The 16,758-nt window shown below is 38.9% G+C and carries 16 protein-coding genes; 7 read left to right on the plus strand and 9 right to left on the minus strand.

Features of this window, described 5'->3' with window-relative positions; genetic code table 11:
- The 3 genes from GA0116959_RS05745 to rimI all read left to right on the plus strand — a co-directional run.
- Nucleotides 1-101, plus strand: a 101-nt coding sequence (locus tag GA0116959_RS05745) for an EF-Tu C-terminal domain-related protein (protein WP_349032725.1), incomplete at its 5' end; no start/stop codon positions are given.
- A 538-nt stretch (nt 102-639) separates the two neighbouring features.
- Nucleotides 640-1,515, plus strand: a complete 876-nt coding sequence (locus GA0116959_RS05750; RefSeq protein ID WP_092719316.1) for a metal-dependent hydrolase — start codon at nt 640-642, stop codon at nt 1,513-1,515.
- 104 nt (nt 1,516-1,619) lie between these two features.
- The gene (gene rimI / locus GA0116959_RS05755; RefSeq protein WP_092719319.1) at nt 1,620-2,078 is read left to right on the plus strand and encodes a ribosomal protein S18-alanine N-acetyltransferase; all 459 of its coding nucleotides are present in this window, start codon (nt 1,620-1,622) and stop codon (nt 2,076-2,078) included.
- 9 nt (nt 2,079-2,087) lie between these two features.
- Here rimI and GA0116959_RS05760 read toward each other — a convergent pair whose 3' ends face one another.
- The 3 genes from GA0116959_RS05760 to trxB all read right to left on the minus strand — a co-directional run bounded on the left by GA0116959_RS05760 (nt 2,088) and on the right by trxB (nt 4,718).
- Complete coding sequence (locus GA0116959_RS05760; protein ID WP_053579710.1) at nt 2,088-2,906, minus strand: arginyltransferase; 819 nt, start codon at nt 2,904-2,906, stop codon at nt 2,088-2,090.
- 21 nt (nt 2,907-2,927) lie between these two features.
- A complete protein-coding gene (aat, locus tag GA0116959_RS05765; protein WP_092719322.1) occupies nt 2,928-3,659 on the minus strand; it encodes a leucyl/phenylalanyl-tRNA--protein transferase in 732 nt (243 codons plus the stop codon).
- A gap of 102 nt (nt 3,660-3,761) precedes the next feature.
- Nucleotides 3,762-4,718: a thioredoxin-disulfide reductase gene (gene trxB / locus GA0116959_RS05770; RefSeq protein ID WP_053579712.1), complete on the minus strand. Its 957-nt coding sequence runs from the start codon at nt 4,716-4,718 to the stop codon at nt 3,762-3,764.
- A gap of 287 nt (nt 4,719-5,005) precedes the next feature.
- On the opposite strand from trxB, the gene GA0116959_RS05775 reads away from it, so the two are divergent.
- On the plus strand, nt 5,006-8,068 hold the full coding sequence (locus GA0116959_RS05775; RefSeq protein ID WP_092719324.1) for a DNA translocase FtsK: 3,063 nt from the start codon (nt 5,006-5,008) through the stop codon (nt 8,066-8,068).
- A 148-nt stretch (nt 8,069-8,216) separates the two neighbouring features.
- Complete coding sequence (locus tag GA0116959_RS05780) at nt 8,217-9,119, plus strand: AEC family transporter (RefSeq protein WP_092719327.1); 903 nt, start codon at nt 8,217-8,219, stop codon at nt 9,117-9,119.
- Nucleotides 9,120-9,191: 72 nt separating this feature from the next.
- Here GA0116959_RS05780 and GA0116959_RS05785 read toward each other — a convergent pair whose 3' ends face one another.
- The 6 genes from GA0116959_RS05785 to GA0116959_RS05810 all read right to left on the minus strand — a co-directional run bounded on the left by GA0116959_RS05785 (nt 9,192) and on the right by GA0116959_RS05810 (nt 13,703).
- Nucleotides 9,192-9,479: a PA4642 family protein gene (locus GA0116959_RS05785; protein ID WP_092719329.1), complete on the minus strand. Its 288-nt coding sequence runs from the start codon at nt 9,477-9,479 to the stop codon at nt 9,192-9,194.
- Nucleotides 9,480-9,668: 189 nt separating this feature from the next.
- Nucleotides 9,669-9,941 (minus strand): cell division topological specificity factor MinE, encoded by a 273-nt coding sequence (gene minE / locus GA0116959_RS05790; protein WP_053579716.1) that lies wholly within the window; start codon nt 9,939-9,941, stop codon nt 9,669-9,671.
- Nucleotides 9,942-9,944: 3 nt separating this feature from the next.
- Complete coding sequence (gene minD, locus GA0116959_RS05795) at nt 9,945-10,757, minus strand: septum site-determining protein MinD (protein WP_053579717.1); 813 nt, start codon at nt 10,755-10,757, stop codon at nt 9,945-9,947.
- A 66-nt stretch (nt 10,758-10,823) separates the two neighbouring features.
- On the minus strand, nt 10,824-11,558 hold the full coding sequence (minC, locus tag GA0116959_RS05800; RefSeq protein ID WP_092719332.1) for a septum site-determining protein MinC: 735 nt from the start codon (nt 11,556-11,558) through the stop codon (nt 10,824-10,826).
- 128 nt (nt 11,559-11,686) lie between these two features.
- Nucleotides 11,687-12,757 carry a preprotein translocase subunit SecA gene (locus tag GA0116959_RS05805; RefSeq protein ID WP_425304201.1) on the minus strand — a complete coding sequence of 357 codons (1,071 nt, stop codon included), beginning with the start codon at nt 12,755-12,757 and terminating at the stop codon, nt 11,687-11,689.
- Between the two features lie 19 nt (nt 12,758-12,776).
- Complete coding sequence (locus tag GA0116959_RS05810; RefSeq protein ID WP_092719334.1) at nt 12,777-13,703, minus strand: acyltransferase; 927 nt, start codon at nt 13,701-13,703, stop codon at nt 12,777-12,779.
- Between the two features lie 244 nt (nt 13,704-13,947).
- On the opposite strand from GA0116959_RS05810, the gene GA0116959_RS05815 reads away from it, so the two are divergent.
- Nucleotides 13,948-14,580: a YiaD family glycine zipper/OmpA-like lipoprotein gene (locus tag GA0116959_RS05815; protein ID WP_092719337.1), complete on the plus strand. Its 633-nt coding sequence runs from the start codon at nt 13,948-13,950 to the stop codon at nt 14,578-14,580.
- A gap of 127 nt (nt 14,581-14,707) precedes the next feature.
- Nucleotides 14,708-16,747 carry a UvrD-helicase domain-containing protein gene (locus tag GA0116959_RS05820; RefSeq protein ID WP_092719340.1) on the plus strand — a complete coding sequence of 680 codons (2,040 nt, stop codon included), beginning with the start codon at nt 14,708-14,710 and terminating at the stop codon, nt 16,745-16,747.
- The last annotated feature ends 11 nt before the right edge of the window (nt 16,748-16,758 follow it).

Consider the following 16,758-nt stretch of genomic DNA (forward strand, 5'->3'; position numbering starts at 1 on the left):
AATTAATCCACCCAATCGCAATGGACCCAGGTCTACGTTTTGCGATCCGTGAAGGTGGTCGTACAGTGGGTGCTGGTGTTGTTGCGAAAGTAACTCTATAATCAGTATTGATTGTGTGAAAAAAGCGTCTCTTTGAGGCGCTTTTTTTATTGTCTTAAGAGTAGAGCTTAATCATTAAGTAAGTTATACAATTAAAAAATTTTAAGAGTGGAGGGGCTAAAATATTCAGTTTTCATTCAAATGATTTAATTTTGATACTTTTCATGAGTTCTTTTTAATTTTAAATAGTCGAAATAAAATACCCAAAAACACATGTTTAATCCAGAATAAAAAAACTTTATTTCTCCTTCATCACATTTCCAGTTGGTTTTATTTCTTATTTTCAAACCTAATAAAATGCCGAGGATGGATTTAGTATTGGCATCATCCTCCTAAATAAAAAGTTTAATTTTTAAATGATATTGTTAATCATTACTCATATAGATTAAAACAGGACTGTGAAAATCTTATTGTCTAACAATTTATTTAAAAGCTGTCCTTATCTGATACTTCTCTGACCTGATCTGCAATTATTCTCTTCATTTAAACTCGTATGATGAATCATACGTTGTTATAACAAGAAGATAAGGAGTAAAACGCATGAATGCAAAAGTGAATATTTCGAATCGGGCAGGTGCAAGTTTCCCTGTGCGTCGCATGGATTTTGAGTTTGGTGATGTTCCGCGTTATTGGGCCGCAAATGATGCTGGGCTAACGCATTTCATGACTACTCTTTCGGCATTGTTTCCTGAAGGAGAACAGTTTTTTGTCGACAGCACGCGAGCAGTTCGCAAACATCCAAAACTCAGCGATCCAGATTTGCAACGTGAAATCAGTGCTTTTATTGGACAAGAAGCCATGCATTCTAAAGAACATTTGGCATTTAATTCTTCTGCTCAATCCTATGGTTATGATATTAGAACCATGGAGCAACAAACGGGTAAAGTCATTAGAACTGGAACTAAAGTTCTTACAACACTGCTCAAGCCTTTTGGTGTGACTAAGGAAATGATTGATTTGACAGGAACCTGTGCTTTGGAGCATTTTACAGCAGTGATTGCCGCTGAATTACTACAGAATAAAGATGTACAGGCAATGTTTAATGACAGCACTATGCATCAGTTATGGATGTGGCATGCAGTTGAAGAAAATGAACATAAGGCAGTTGTTTTTGATGTGTATACCGCAATATATGGACATGGACTAAAAGCCTATACGATGCGTGCGATCGCGATGATTATTGCTATGGGGTTGATTTTTATGACTCAATCTTATTTTACTGCTCAATTAATGAAAATTGATGGCAAGCTTACATGGAAAGACAGTAAATATATGTTGAAATTCATGTATGCACGTAAAGGATTTATGACCCGTCAAATTCCTGAGCTGTTAGATTTTTTCAGACCAAATTTTCATCCAAATGATAGTGATACTGATCAATTACTGGCAGATTGGAAATTAAAATTAGGTTTGTAATATCAGTTTTTATTTGAAAGGGCAGATAAAATTGCCCTTTTGTCAGTCTATGATGTCTCTATGCTCTATAATAATAACGACTCAATTAAAAAATGTTTCCTTACATGATCCGTTCAATGCATAGCTCTGATCTTGCGGCAGTGACCGCAATTGAACAACTCGTTCAAAGCCATCCTTGGAATGAGCAACAATTTAAAGAGTCTATAGGGGCTTATCACAGTACTGTGATTGAACAGGAAGGGGATGTAGTGGGTTTTTGTATATTACAACCCGTTTTAGATGAGGCAAACTTATTGCTTATGGCTGTCCATCCGAATCAGCAAGGTAAGGGTTTGGGATTTAAATTGCTCGAAGCGTCACTCAACCAATTAAAAAATAATCCTCTCCAAGTCTTTTTAGAAGTTCGAGAAGGTAATCAGCCTGCGATTGCTTTATATGAAAAATCGGGTTTCCATCAAATTGATTTAAGGAAAAATTATTATCCAAAAGCCGATGGCTCTCGTGAGCATGCCATTATTATGGTGAAATCTTGCAGTGATGACTTTGCTGCATTATTTAAATAAAGAGTTGTGTTATTTAATAATTGGATTATTCCATCCAGAGGGTAAAGTACTCATTAAGGAATTTCCTAATTGTTGAATTTCTTCGCGATTTAATACGCGATTTAAACGTCGCCATTGCCCATCTATCAATAACTCCAAAGGTACATATTGGGATTTGTAGTTCATTTTGTGTGAATGTGGTACCCAATAGCCTAAATAGACATAAGGTAAACCTAATGCTCGCGCATGCTCAATTTGTTTGAGCACTGCAAATACGCCCAGAGAACGACGGCTTTGATCTGGGTCAAAGAAAGTATAAACCGCAGAAATACCATCATCGAGCGGGTCGCAACTGGAAACACAAATGAGTTTATCTTCTTGCCAAAATTCAAGAAAAAAACTGTCTGTACAGCTTTGCATTAAAAACTTTTCAAACTGATCGAGATTCGCTGGAAACATATCACCATCTGCATGGCGTTCATTAATATAGCGCTCATACAATGCATAATGTATTTCTTCAGAGGCATCTTGAGCACGGGTTATTTTTAGTGTGAGGTCTTGATTGCGTTTCCAGGCTTTTCTTTGTGTACTATTCATTTCAAAGTCATTCACTGGAATGCGGCAAGATAAACATTGACGGCATAGATGACATTCTGGACGATAGACAAAATCACCGCTACGTCTAAATCCGACACGAGATAGTTCAGATAAACTCACGACATCAATACGATGGGCAGGATCTAAAAAAACCATACGTGCTGATTTTTTTTCTAGATAGCTGCAACTATGAGGCGGTGTAATATAATACTGTAAATCATTTAACAGGGACTTTGGGTGATACGAGTTCATAACAAGTTCCCTCTATTATTGTCATTCAAGGAGTCGTGCTTTTTGCACTATTGTTTTACTTGAAAATACACCCTCTTGATATTTTTTCCAATCTATTGCAGGCTGTTTAACAACATCTTGTAACGAATTAAGATACGCTTGACGAGAAAGTGTACAAGCGCCTAAGCTTAAAAGGTGATCGTTGACCAATTGGCAGTCAATCCAAGGCAAATGATTTTCTTGACCAATGCGCATTAAAGTATAAAAAGCCATTTTCGAGACATCGGTTTGCGTACTAAACATAGATTCACCAAAACAACCTTGTCCAATCGTCACGCCATATAAACCGCCGACTATTTTGCCCTCATCCCAAACTTCAATACTATAGGCATAACCTGCATCAAATAATTGACAATAACCTTCAATAATTTCTTCAGAAATCCAAGTGTCTTCGGCATAGCTTCGCGGAAGTGAGCATGAGCGAATGACACGCTCAAAAGCATGGTTGACTGTAATTTTATAATCGAACTTTTTCATATTACGAATTAATGACTTGCTCGGATGATAAGCAGCAGGATCAATGATGCAACGTGGTTCAGGACTCCACCAGCAAATCGGCTCATCTTCAGAAAACCAAGGAAATAAGCCATGCGTATAGGCTTCAAAAAGTGTAGCAGGGGACAGGTCGGCACCAATACAAATGAGACCTTGTTCATCAGGATCTGCTTCAATGGGGTTGGGGAAAATAAATTCAGAGGGAGCTAAGGTATGCATTGAATTCAGCCTGAACGAAAAGATTGATATACATTAAATAGGATATGTAACTTCAGCATATAAAAAACCGCCCAAAGTGGACGGTTTTTTAGCAAATACACATTATTTCACTAATGCATCCAAATATTTTTCAGCATCAAGTGCGGCCATACAGCCTGAACCTGCTGAAGTAATCGCTTGGCGATAAACACTATCAGCAATATCGCCTGCGGCAAATACGCCTGCAACAGAAGCTGCGGTTGCATTACCTGAGGTACCACTTTGTACTTGAATATACCCATCACGCAAATTCAATTGCCCTTCAAACATACTGCTATTGGGTTTATGACCAATCGCAACAAATAAGCCTGTCACTTCTACATCTTGTTGAACGTTATCTTGAGTCGACTGCAAACGTACCGCAGTTACACCAGACTTGCTATCACCGAGCACTTCTTCAACTTGGTGGTTCCAAATAATGCTGATTTTGCCTTCTTTTTCTTTCTCGAACAGATGATCTTGAAGAATTTTTTCAGAGCGCAATGAATCACGGCGGTGAACTAAAGTGACATGAGAAGCAATATTCGATAAATAAAGCGCCTCTTCAACTGCAGTGTTCCCACCACCGACTACCATGACTTTTTGATTTTTATAGAAAAAACCATCACAGGTAGCACATGCACTTACACCTTGTCCCATATATTTAGTTTCAGACTCAAGACCTAAATACTGTGCCGTTGCACCTGTAGCAATAATCAGAGCATCACAGGTAAATTCATCCATGTCACCTTTTAGAACGAAAGGGCGTACGTTTAAATCAACTTCATTAATATGATCGTAAATAATTTCAGTGCCAAAACGTTCAGCATGCGCTTGCATACGTTCCATAAGTGCAGGCCCTGTTAAACCTTCTGGATCACCTGGCCAGTTGTCAACATCAGTGGTGGTGGTCAATTGTCCACCGAGCTGCAAGCCCGCAATCAGTGTTGGCTTCAAGTTGGCACGCGCAGCGTATACTGCTGCGCTATAACCGGCAGGCCCTGAACCAAGAATAATTAAACGTGAGTGACGAGCGCTCATTCGCGGCATCCTTTTTTTATTTAGAAATTTGTGGAATTATACGTGAAACTCTATACAAGTTGTGTGAGTTCAGCGTCGATAATATTGATCAATGAAATCGATTTAAGCTATATAGGATAAGAAGATTGCGCTAGATTATTGGTTTTAAAAATAAGTAAGCAGTGAGCTCTACATAATATTGCATCTTTTTCCTTGGAACAGGTGCATAATATCGAGTCTAATTGTGGAACTATTTTGCTTTAGTTTCTTGCAAAAACATAAATGAAAAATTGGTTACAGGACAGTATATGACTGCGGTGTCGAGTGTTTATGCACAGCGCTTAATAATGACATTATTTTTAGTCTCATTTGGAATTTATTTATTCCTTGCAACAGTGACATACACGCCTTTTGATCCAGGCTGGATGCATATTTCCAGTGATACTCAACAGGTGTCAAATGCCAGTGGTGTAGCAGGCGCATGGATAGCAGATTTACTTTTCGGCTTTTTAGGCTGGGCAAGTTTACTTATTCCGGTTTTTTTATTTGTTGAAGCCATTCAAGTTTGGTGGCCTTATAGTTTTTTAAATAAACCCTTTCGTTATTCTGCACAGTTCTTTATTTTATTGGCCAGTGCGAGTTTATTATATTTATATTGGCAAGTGCCTGCCGATACTTTAGACAATTCATCGGGGGGGATTATTGGTTATGAATTGGGAGAAAGCCTGTCTCAAATTTTAACCATTTATGGCGCTACCATTTTTCTGGTGATCTTTTGGTTTGTGTTATTTACACTCGCCTTTGGGGTGAAGTGGAATAGAACATGGGCCACGCTTAAAGCGACACCAGCATATCTACAAGATCTATTTTATAAAAATGTTCCTGAAACGGAATCTGCTTTTGATCGTACTACGCCTGAAATTAAAAAGCCTTTAAATACTACTGAACAAAAAACGATAGTAAAAAATTTAAAGGCTGTGCCAGAATCTGTCAATGCGCAACCATCTTTAGTGAGCGCACACGACCATGTTGCAGAGCGTTTGTTTAATGATATGGTTGAAAAAGAACATGATGCACAGCAACAGTTGATTGATGAAGAAGATGAAGCTGAGTTTGAACAGGTTTTAGAAAAAGCCCATCGTTTAGAAGTAAATACCCAACGTGTTGTGGCGACAGGTGAAGTTTGGCGTGCATTAAATTCAGATACGAACCAAACCCACAGACAAGATATAGACGCTTTATTAAAAGCAGCAGAAGAATCGGATACGCATACACCGAATCAACATTTTAATACGGTTATTCAGGATCAAACACAAACAAACGCCGCTCCTAGCTCTAAACAAAATTTAGATTGGGATGATGATGAGATTTTTGATGAATTATTGGCGGCTGTACCGAATGGCAAAACAGCAACAGATGTTCATACACCATTTAATCCGATAGACCGAGAATCTAGATCCACTCTAGCCGAAGAAAAAATTGCGGCAAGCTCTATTGTTGCTGCTGCACCTTTATTAAAAACGACACCGAAGAATCTAGCACAGGATACTCAGTTTGATGAATTGGATGATTTGCTGATAGAAGACTTGTTGGTCGATGAGGCTAAACCCTCAGCACAGCCTGCGCGTAATGTCAGTAGTTATGCCCAATCTTCTGCATTCGTCCGAGCAGAGATCAATACTCAACCGCAGCAATCGATAATTTCTGAAGATGAAAAAGCCTTAATTTCATCAAATAAAGATGTGTTTCGTGAAGTATGGCAGGAAACAGCTGGTAAACCTTCAGTGGATGAACTGGCTGAAGATGATTTTGATTTAGATGCACCATTGACAGATGCAATGGGCCGTCCGATGTCGCTTTCGATGCAAGTGGCACAAAAACGCCGTGATTTACCAACTCTGCCTGGTTTAGAGTTGTTGGATAAAGTTGATCCTAATAAGAAAGTGAATTTTACTGCGGAACAGTTAGCGCGTTTGTCAGAGCTTTTAGAAATTAAATTACAAGAATTTAATGTCAAAGCCAAAGTTGTAGAAGCACAACCTGGTCCAGTCGTGACACGTTTTGAACTTGATTTGGCACCAGGTGTGAAAGCTTCAAAAGTCACCAATATTTCGCGTGATTTAGCACGCTCAATGTCAATGGCATCTGTACGCGTAGTGGAGGTCATTCCAGGAAAACCATATATCGGAATTGAAGTACCGAACAGTGCGCGTGAAATGGTACGTCTGATTGAGTTATTAACTATTCCTGCATTTACTGACCCCAATAGCATTCTTTCAATGGCGATGGGTAAAGATATTTCGGGTAATCCTGTGATTGCTGACCTAGGTAAAGCACCGCATATGCTGGTTGCAGGTACAACAGGTTCAGGTAAATCGGTGGCAGTGAACTCGATGATTTTATCGATGCTATTGAAATATACGCCAGATCAATTGCGTTTAATTTTAATCGACCCGAAACAGTTGGAACTTGCCAACTATAATGATATTCCTCATTTATTGACGCCTGTGGTCACAGACATGAAAGATGCGGTTAATGCTCTGAATTGGTGTGTGAATGAAATGGAGCGTCGTTATAAGCTGATGTCTTATTTGAAGATTCGTAAACTCAGTGACTATAACCGCAAGGTCGAGGAAGCGATTGCCAATGGCGAGGATTTAATCGATCCAACATGGAAAGCCAGTGATTCTGTTGTAGGTGAGCGTGCACCACGTCTCACGCCATTACCATCCATCGTGATTGTGGCTGATGAATTTGCTGACATGATTATGCAGGTGGGTAAAAAAGCAGAAGAAATGATTACTCGTTTGGCGCAAAAATCTCGTGCTGCGGGAATTCACTTATTACTTGCGACTCAGCGTCCATCCGTCGATGTGATTACTGGTTTGATTAAAGCCAATATTCCAACGCGTGTCGCTTTACGGGTAAACAGTAAAATTGATTCACGTACCATTTTGGATGCAGGTGGAGCAGAAGACTTACTCGGACATGGTGATATGCTGTTCCTAGGACCAGGTAAAATTGAACCAGAACGTGTCCACGGTGCTTTTATTTCCGATGATGAAGTGAATAATATATGTGATGCATGGCGTGAACGTGCGGCTCCAAATTATGTCGATGAAATTTTGACGCCTTATGATGAGGAGCCAAGTTCGCGTGGGTTTGAAGATGGCGATGGTGGTTCAGATCGTGATGCTTTATATGACCAATGTGTCTCCTTTGTTTTAGAAACACGTAAAGCATCCACGTCTTCGTTACAACGTAAATTCAGTCTAGGTTATAACCGTGCTGCACGGATTATCGATCAGATGGAAGAAAGTGGTATCGTAAGTGCAATGGGCGCGAATGGTAAACGAGAAATTTTAGTTTAAAGTTTATGGTGATATTTAAGACCTGCATCTGCAGGTCTTTTTTTGAATCAGCAAAATATACTATAAAAATTAAATGAATAGTGATGGAGATACATGTTACATCATTGAGTATATAATTCAGATTAAAAAATGGAGAGACGCAGAAATCATGAATGTTGTTGTGGCGTTATTTCCATTGATTATTTTAATTATGATGGGTTATGGATTTAAACGAATTGAATTTTTAACAGACGAATTTTGGCGTGGAGCTGAAAAACTCAATTATATGATTCTATTTCCCATTTTACTGTTTAACAGTTTGGCGTATATCAAATTTGAAGTGGCAGCACTGACGAAGGTGTTATTGGCACTTTTGATTATTATTGTGCTGAGCAGCTTAATGTTATGGGTAATGAAGGTCATTTTTAATATTCCTGTTGCACGTTTTGGGGTGTATGTGCAAAGTCAAATTCGTTTCAACACTTATATTGGCTTATCCATTACTTCTTTACTGTTTGGCACACAAGGCATGCAAATCTTTGCCATGATAATTGCCTTCGCAATTCCGTTGGTTAATGTCATATCTATTTTATCTTTTACCCAAGCTCAGCAGTTAAAACCGCAACAGATCTTTATCTCTATCATCAAAAATCCTTTAATTGGGGGCTGTATCGTCGGCATTATTTTTAATCTAATGCAAGGATCATTATTTTCAGGTGTAGAGCAAGTATTGAAATTTTTGGCCAGTATGAGTTTGCCATTAGGTCTTATTTCTGTGGGTGCGGCTTTGCAGTTTGCTCAACTGAAACAGGATTATGCACGTCTACTCATGAATACTTTAGGCCGCTTAATCGTCATGCCGAGTGTGGCTTATTTGATTTGTTCTTTGTTGGGGCTCAGTCACTTTGAAACAATGATTTTGGTGGTATTCTTTTCATTACCGACTGCATCGGCAGCGTATATTTTAACTCGATACTTAAAAGGTGACAGTCAATTGATGGCAAGCGTAATTAGCTTACAAACCTTAGGTTTTGCATTTACCTTTCCAATCCTAATATTCTTAATATCTTGATGTAAAAATTTTAAAGTATGCATAAAAAACCGATTTATTTTTAAAATAGATCGGTTTTTTAACAATTATATATTAGGCAAATTTTGCAAGAACGTCTAAAAATTCGTCTTTTTGGCGAGGATAAGTCGCAATAACATCGTGAATACGCTGACCTTCAAGGTTGGTAGCATTAATATTACGCCCATCCGCTGCGAATTGAGTCAATAAGCGTTCGTAATCATTTGGACGCATGTGTTTAAATGCATGATAAAGCACATGAAAATCGGCATTCACACCTTCAGGAGGAAGCTGAGTTAAATAGGCAAATACACGCTCATCTGACCATTCTTCATTGAATGTGGCTGGCTGAGATAATGCCATGACAATCTCCTCAATTTGTTGAATAAAATAAATAAAAGGCAAAATATGAGACTAGATCAGCAAAGCATTGCTTTGCCTAGTCGTAAGGCTTGAAGCAATACTTTAATTGGACTGAATAAGATGAAACACCTCTTCAGCTATCCGCATATTTTGCCTTGATTCAATTTGCTTGACTAATCAATAATCAGATTATCGCTCTTCAGGCAAATTGATATTCATTTCCAACATTTCGATATTCGCTTCAGAACGAACAGACATTTGAATATGTTGTTCATCTACACCGCGGACATAACGGTTGACCACTTGCATGATTTCTTTTTTCATCTGGTCAATTTTGTCTTGGCTTAAACGCTTACCTAAACCTTGCTCAGAGGCAACAATCACTTTTAAACGGTCTTTAGCAGTTTGTGCGCTTGAAGGTTTATCCTCGTTGTTGAATAATTTACTCCAGAATCCTGCCATGTCTTACGCTCCAAATAGTCGTGCTAACCAACCCTTAGGTTTTACAGTAATATGACGGTAAGGACGTTCATCACCTAGAAAACGCGCCACTAAATCATCATAAGCCTGACCGGCTTCTGTTTCTTGAAAAAGAATAACAGGTTTGCCTTCGTTAGATGCTTGTAGCACAATCTCACATTCAGGAATAACGCCAAGCGTTGGTACGCGTAAAATATCTTTAGAAATATCGTCAATGGTTAACATTTCTTGTTTATCAGCACGTTCAGGGTTGAAACGTGTAATACAGAGATGTTTACGGATACGACCTTCGTTTTGTTCAACTTTTTTAGTCTTGCTGTCCAACATACCAATAATACGGTCAGAGTCACGGACTGAAGAAATTTCAGGGTTGGTCACAATGATCGCTTCATCGGCATGATACATGGCAAGAATAGCGCCGCGTTCAATTCCCGCAGGAGAGTCGCAAATAATATAATCAAACTCTTGAGAAAGTTCATCCATCACACGTGCAACACCTTCATCGGTTAGGGCGTCTTTATCACGGGTTTGTGATGCAGGTAAAATGTATAAATTTTCGATATCTTTATCGCGAATCAGTGCTTGTTGAAGTCGAGCTTCATTATTTAACACATTTACAAAATCATAAACTACTCGACGTTCACAACCCATAATCAAATCAAGGTTACGTAAACCTACGTCAAAATCAATCACAACAGTTTTGTGACCGCGAAGGGCTAAACCTGTTGCAAAAGATGCACTTGTTGTAGTTTTACCCACGCCACCTTTGCCTGATGTTACGACAACAATTTTCGCCACCGAATCCACTCCTGTTATGGTTCAAATCCCCTTTATACTATGGGGCTTTAGCTGTTTATTTATACATTAAAATTCGAGAACTTCAAATACAAGCTCTTGCTGGTCATTGAGGTAAATATGCACAGATTTTTTTAAGACATGTTGAGGAATGTCATCTGCGACACAATAAGTACCTGCAATAGAGACCAATTCTGCTTCAAGGGAATGGCAAAATATACGTGCCACACCGTTCCCGCCTGCGCCGGCAATGACTCTACCACGGGCGCTACCATAAATATGTATATTTCCTGAAGCAATCACTTCAGCACCGCTGTTAAAGCCTGCGTTCAGAATAATATCGCCATGATCCTGAACCAAGCATTGGCCTGTACGTAAGATTTCATTGTGATAAGAAGTCACATGATTGACGATTTGTTCCGATGAACTACTGTCATTTTCTTCTAATGTCGGTAACTTCGATTTAAGTGATTCAGGTTTAACTGCAACCACTTGTTCGGTCGTGGCTTTAATGCGCTGTAAAGATTGATTGGCTGCGGGTAAAACAGGGAATTGAATGGCAATTGCCTGATCGCTCAGTAAGCCATCAATGACGCCCATGGGTTGCAAATCTAAACTAATCAATAATTGGATCAGTGCAATCAATTCCTGTTCGACAGTACTGTCAATCACCACTAAAGTGCCATGAGAAGCTGTATCTTGAAGCATTTGAGTCAATTGCTGGCGGATTGCGTGATGATCATTGGTGTCAAAAGTTAATCTCGTAAAATTAACCATTCTGCCTGTAATCCGTATATCAGCCATAATTATTCCTTAAGTCTTTTGACTCATTCATTTTATGTTCAAGTAGTGGGTAGTGGGGTAATTAGAGCAAATCCTAGAGCAAATTCAATATTTTCTCTAGCAACGTTTGAAATATTTTTATTTTATGCTCATTCTTTCACTTGATTCTGTTGTTGCATCTGAATCAGCCATTGTTTGACCTGTACTTGCTTACGAATCGCAGCCAAACTTTCAAACACTGCAGACTCGACCAGTTTTTCCAAGTGAGGATTATCTTCAAGTTCCAGTGTGCTGATTTTATGGGCAATATGTTGATAAATATTTTGTCCACCATTCAGATTGTTTTTGTTTTGAGGGGTATTGGGTGTAAAAGGATCAATTAAACCTTGTGTAATATTTTCCCCAAGGCGCTGTCCAATACTTTGGATTTGTTGTTCTATACGACTACCAACCAAAGGAATAAGCCTCAGTAACTGGGTAAGCTCTGGTGTGTCCTCAATCGCTTGATTCACAATACTACCGACATTTTGGGCAATCAAATGACGTTGTGCTTGTAATTCTGTACTTAAGGTATCTTGTAGAATATCGGCAAGAGCAGTTGCAAATAAGGTGCGATGATGTTCGACTAAATCATGAATAATAATTTTATGACTTGAGCTGGTTTCTAGTTCATTTTTTATGCCGTCTAATACATTAATGACAATTCGGTCGGATAACTCTTCCATGACCACACTGTAATAAAATTGTCCTTTCCTTTGTAAGGAGGTGGGTACAACTTTATAGCCCATTTCATGTAAACGGTAGGCAATGATACCCGCACGAAATAAACGTAAAAAACGTAAATGTGGGATAATGGCCAGAACTTCATACCAGTGAATAAAGGGGAAAAAAAACCAGCGCTGATGATGGCGTTGTACAATCGCAATGCCCCAGCGAATGATTAATTCTGCAATCAGAAAAATAATAAACCAAGCTTCTGTAGTCACTACCCAAGGATGCAAATGAGTACGGTAAAAATTCAGTACATCCAGCAACTGAATGCTCTGAAAAAACCAAGCACCTATATTGCTCATCAGGAACAAATTTGCACCCAAGCAAAATAAGTTGAAAGTAATAATAAACACCATAAAGATGTCATAAATCAGGAAGAGTTTGAAAGACAAACTCTGTGGATCTAGATGGTGATATTTAGATTTTGTTTTCATCGTGTTCTGCATCATGGGTTAAAGCGTCACCAATTTAGACTTGAGTGGCTCGATATTGCTGTTTCATATGTTCAATTAATTGGTCTTTTTCGACCCACAATTCATGTACCCAATGCTGAAAGCGTTCCCGATATTCAGCATCCTCTTCATAATTGCTGCCCAATACCCAACTTGGAATTTCAATTTTACGCAGATTAACCGCGATACGATTGACATCTCCTAACCAAAAATCACCATAACCTGGCGCACCGTCAGGATAAACAATGGTCATATCCACCAAAGCATCAATTTTGTCACCTAAAATATTCAAAGCCAAAGCTAAACCGCCTGCTTTGGGTTTAAGTAAATGTTGATAAGGTGAGTGTTGCTCCGCATGTTTTTCTGGAGTAAAACGCGTTCCTTCTAAATAGTTAAGCAAAGTAAAAGGTTGGCTGAGTAACTGTTCACAAGCTTTACGTGATTCTTCCATATCACGAGTTTTTAATTCTGGATTTTTATCAATCTGTTCCTTGCTATGGCGCTTCATCATAGGGAAACCCAAAATTTTAAAAGCTTGTCCCACAAATGGAATAAAAATAAGTTCCCACTTGGTAAAGAAACGGGTCAGTGGCATTCGAGTTAAGCCAAAATATTGATTGACGGTGGTGTCGACCCAACTTTGGTGATTACAGGTCATCAAATAACGGCCTTGCATACTTAAGTCTAAATCATCATCAATGCTGATTTGCCATTCCAAATGCGGTAATACATGGTCAATCAGCCAGTTATTTACTCCTAACCAACTATTGGTAATATGAATATTGGTTTCATCGACTTTAGTTGATTGTTTAAAAAGCTTCGTCAATCCTAGGGCAAGCACAGGCGGGCCATGGAAAAAAGTACTTCCCGTAATGACAGAGCCTACAGTCAGACCACGTGTTATTTTTTTTAATATGGGTTGCTTCTTGGTTTGCGATGACATATAAAAACTGTCCTAAGATGAAGTCGTGTAAATTTTTCAGTAGTTAATATAATTGTAGAACTCAAAATAAAAAAGCCTATTCATTCAACTGTGAAGTAATTGTGACGAAGTGAGTGCACAACACATCAAAAAATATGTCTAAATGTAACAAGACGTTTTTTTATTTACAAAAAATCAATGGTATGCCAGTTTTTTTTAATCCATCATCTCGCTATACAACAAAACACAAAGAAGGAGGCATGCGATGCGTGCATTAGTAATTTCAACTGTAGTTGGGGCTTTGGCACTTTCAGGCTGTCAAAATATGGAATATGACAAAGCAGCAATCGGTACTGGCTTGGGTGCCTTACTGGGTGCAGGTCTTGCATACTCTAATGCAGACAAAGATAAAATGGGTCAAGCTGCCGCAATTGGTGCAGTTGTAGGCGGTGGTGCAGGTTTGCTTCTTGATAAGAAAGAAAAACGTCTTCGTCAAGAATTGGCAGGTACAGGCGTAGATGTTGGTCGTAACCAAGATGGTTCGATTAATCTAGTGATGCCAAGTGTTACATTTGCAACCAATTCATCAACGATTCAATCTCAGTTCCAATCTGCATTGAATGATGTTGCTAAAGTACTTCGTGAAGATGGTACTTCAAGCAAATTGGCTTTAGTAATTCATGGTCACACTGACAATACTGGTAGTGATTCAATCAACAATCCATTGTCTCAAAACCGTGCTAACTCTGTGAAAAACTATTTAGCTTCACAAGGTATTTCAAGTTCACGTATGACAGCGAAAGGTTATGGTTCGTCTTCTCCAATTGCTGACAATTCAACAGCTGCGGGTCGTGAACAAAACCGTCGTGTAGAAATTTCAGTTTACGAAACTAAATAAACTGAGTTGAGTAATCAAAGAGGCCACCTTCGGGTGGTTTTTTTATGAATGTCAAATTCGTATTTTAGGTTATGCAAGATTGGCTCAGATGACTATAATCGAGCTCGAATCTAAACAAGGAAATACTATGTCGTCGGCAAGTCAACTCAATGACAAGCAACTTGAAGCCATGAAATACACTCAAGGACCCTTGTTAGTACTTGCAGGGGCAGGTTCAGGTAAAACTTCGGTGATTACCCGTAAAGTAGCGCACTTGGTTCAGAATTGCGGGATTCCTGCACATCGTATCACTGCTATGACGTTTACCAATAAAGCGGCACGTGAAATGAAAGAGCGTGTCGGAAAATTGTTGTCTCGTGAAGAAGCTAAAGGTCTTTCAGTTTCAACTTTTCATACTTTTGGTTTAAATCTACTTCGATTAGAACTTAAACATACGCCTTTAAAAAATAACTTTTCAATCTTAGATGCCGATGACTGTAAGCGTATTCTTATGGATTTGATGCACCGAGATAATTTATCAGGTGCAGAAAGTAAAGAATTGATTGCGAAAGCCATGAGAATGATTTCGGATTGGAAAAATGATTTGATTCCGCCCGAACAAGCGCATACCACCTGTGAAACAGCGGAAGATGTTCAATTTGCGCATTTGTATCAATTGTATGAGCGTAATTTACGTGCCTACAATGCGGTGGATTTTGACGACTTGATTGTGATGCCAACGCGCCTCTTACAAGAAAATGCTGAAGTACGCGATAAATGGCAAAATCGAGTTCGTTATTTATTGGTGGATGAATATCAAGACACGAATACTGCACAATATATTTTAGTCAAGCTCTTGGTTGGGGTGATGGGACAATTCACTGCCGTTGGTGATGATGACCAATCTATTTATGCATGGCGTGGTGCAAAGCCTGAAAACATGGCTTTGCTGAAAGAAGATTTTCCTAATTTAAAGGTCATTAAGCTTGAGCAAAATTATCGTTCAACCAGCCGTATCTTAAAAGCAGCAAATACAGTCATCGGTAACAATCCGCACATTTTTGAGAAAAAACTGTGGTCAGATAAAGGCCATGGCGACATTATTCGAATTATTACTTGTCGCAATGATGATGATGAAGCTGAACGCGTGGTTAAAGATGTCATCACACATAAATTGATGAATGGTAAAAGCTGGAAAGACTATGCAATTTTGTATCGGGGAAATTTCCAAGCCCGTGTTTTAGAAACGCAACTGCGTCAAATGCAAATCCCATATAAATTATCGGGTGGGCAGTCATTTTTTGGTCGTGCTGAAATTAAAGATGTGATGAGCTATTTACGTATCATCATTAATCCAGAAGATGACAGCGCTTTTTTACGTATTATTAATACCCCGAAACGAGCGATTGGCCCAGTTACATTAGAAAAATTGGGTTTATTTGCTCAAGAAAACCATTTGTCTTTGCTGACAGCGGCGAATGATCAGCGGTTGACTATGGTGATTCCTAGAAAAGCCACCACGCAATTGGCAGAATTTGCCGATTTTATCGGGAACTTTACCCGTAACTTACTAGAAGATGATGAGCCAGTACCCATTATTCGCCAAATGATGCTTGAAGCAGGCTACATCGATTATGTGAAAGAACAGGCAGCCACGCCAGCGCAAGAAAAAACCAAACTAGATAATATTGAAGTGCTTTATAGCAGTATTCAAAGTTTGATTAATCGTGCAGAAGATGTAGATGAAAAAAATATTGAAAGTGTGATTCGTAAAATGGTCTTGCTGGATATGTTAGAGCAGCAGCAGGAAGAGGAAGATACGGATAAGGTTAATCTTTTAACGCTTCATGCTGCAAAAGGGCTTGAATTTCCTTATGTATATATGATTGGTCTAGAAGAAGAATTATTGCCACATAAAAACTCGATTGCGGCAGAAACCATTGAGGAAGAACGCCGTTTAATGTACGTAGGCATTACCCGTGCGCGACAAGGTTTAACACTGACTTTGGCTGAACAACGTAAAAATGGTGGTCAAATGAAACAAATGACGCCAAGCCGTTTTTTAGATGAATTACCTCAAGATGATTTGGACTGGTTGGGCCGTAAGAAAAAGTTAGCGGGCAATATTGATCCAAAATTACAAGCTCAGCATTATCTTGAAAATTTACGTGCGCTGATTAAGCGATAATTTACTCTTTA

Origin of the sequence: Acinetobacter albensis (assembly GCF_900095025.1) — a bacterium.
Lineage (GTDB): Bacteria > Pseudomonadota > Gammaproteobacteria > Pseudomonadales > Moraxellaceae > Acinetobacter > Acinetobacter albensis.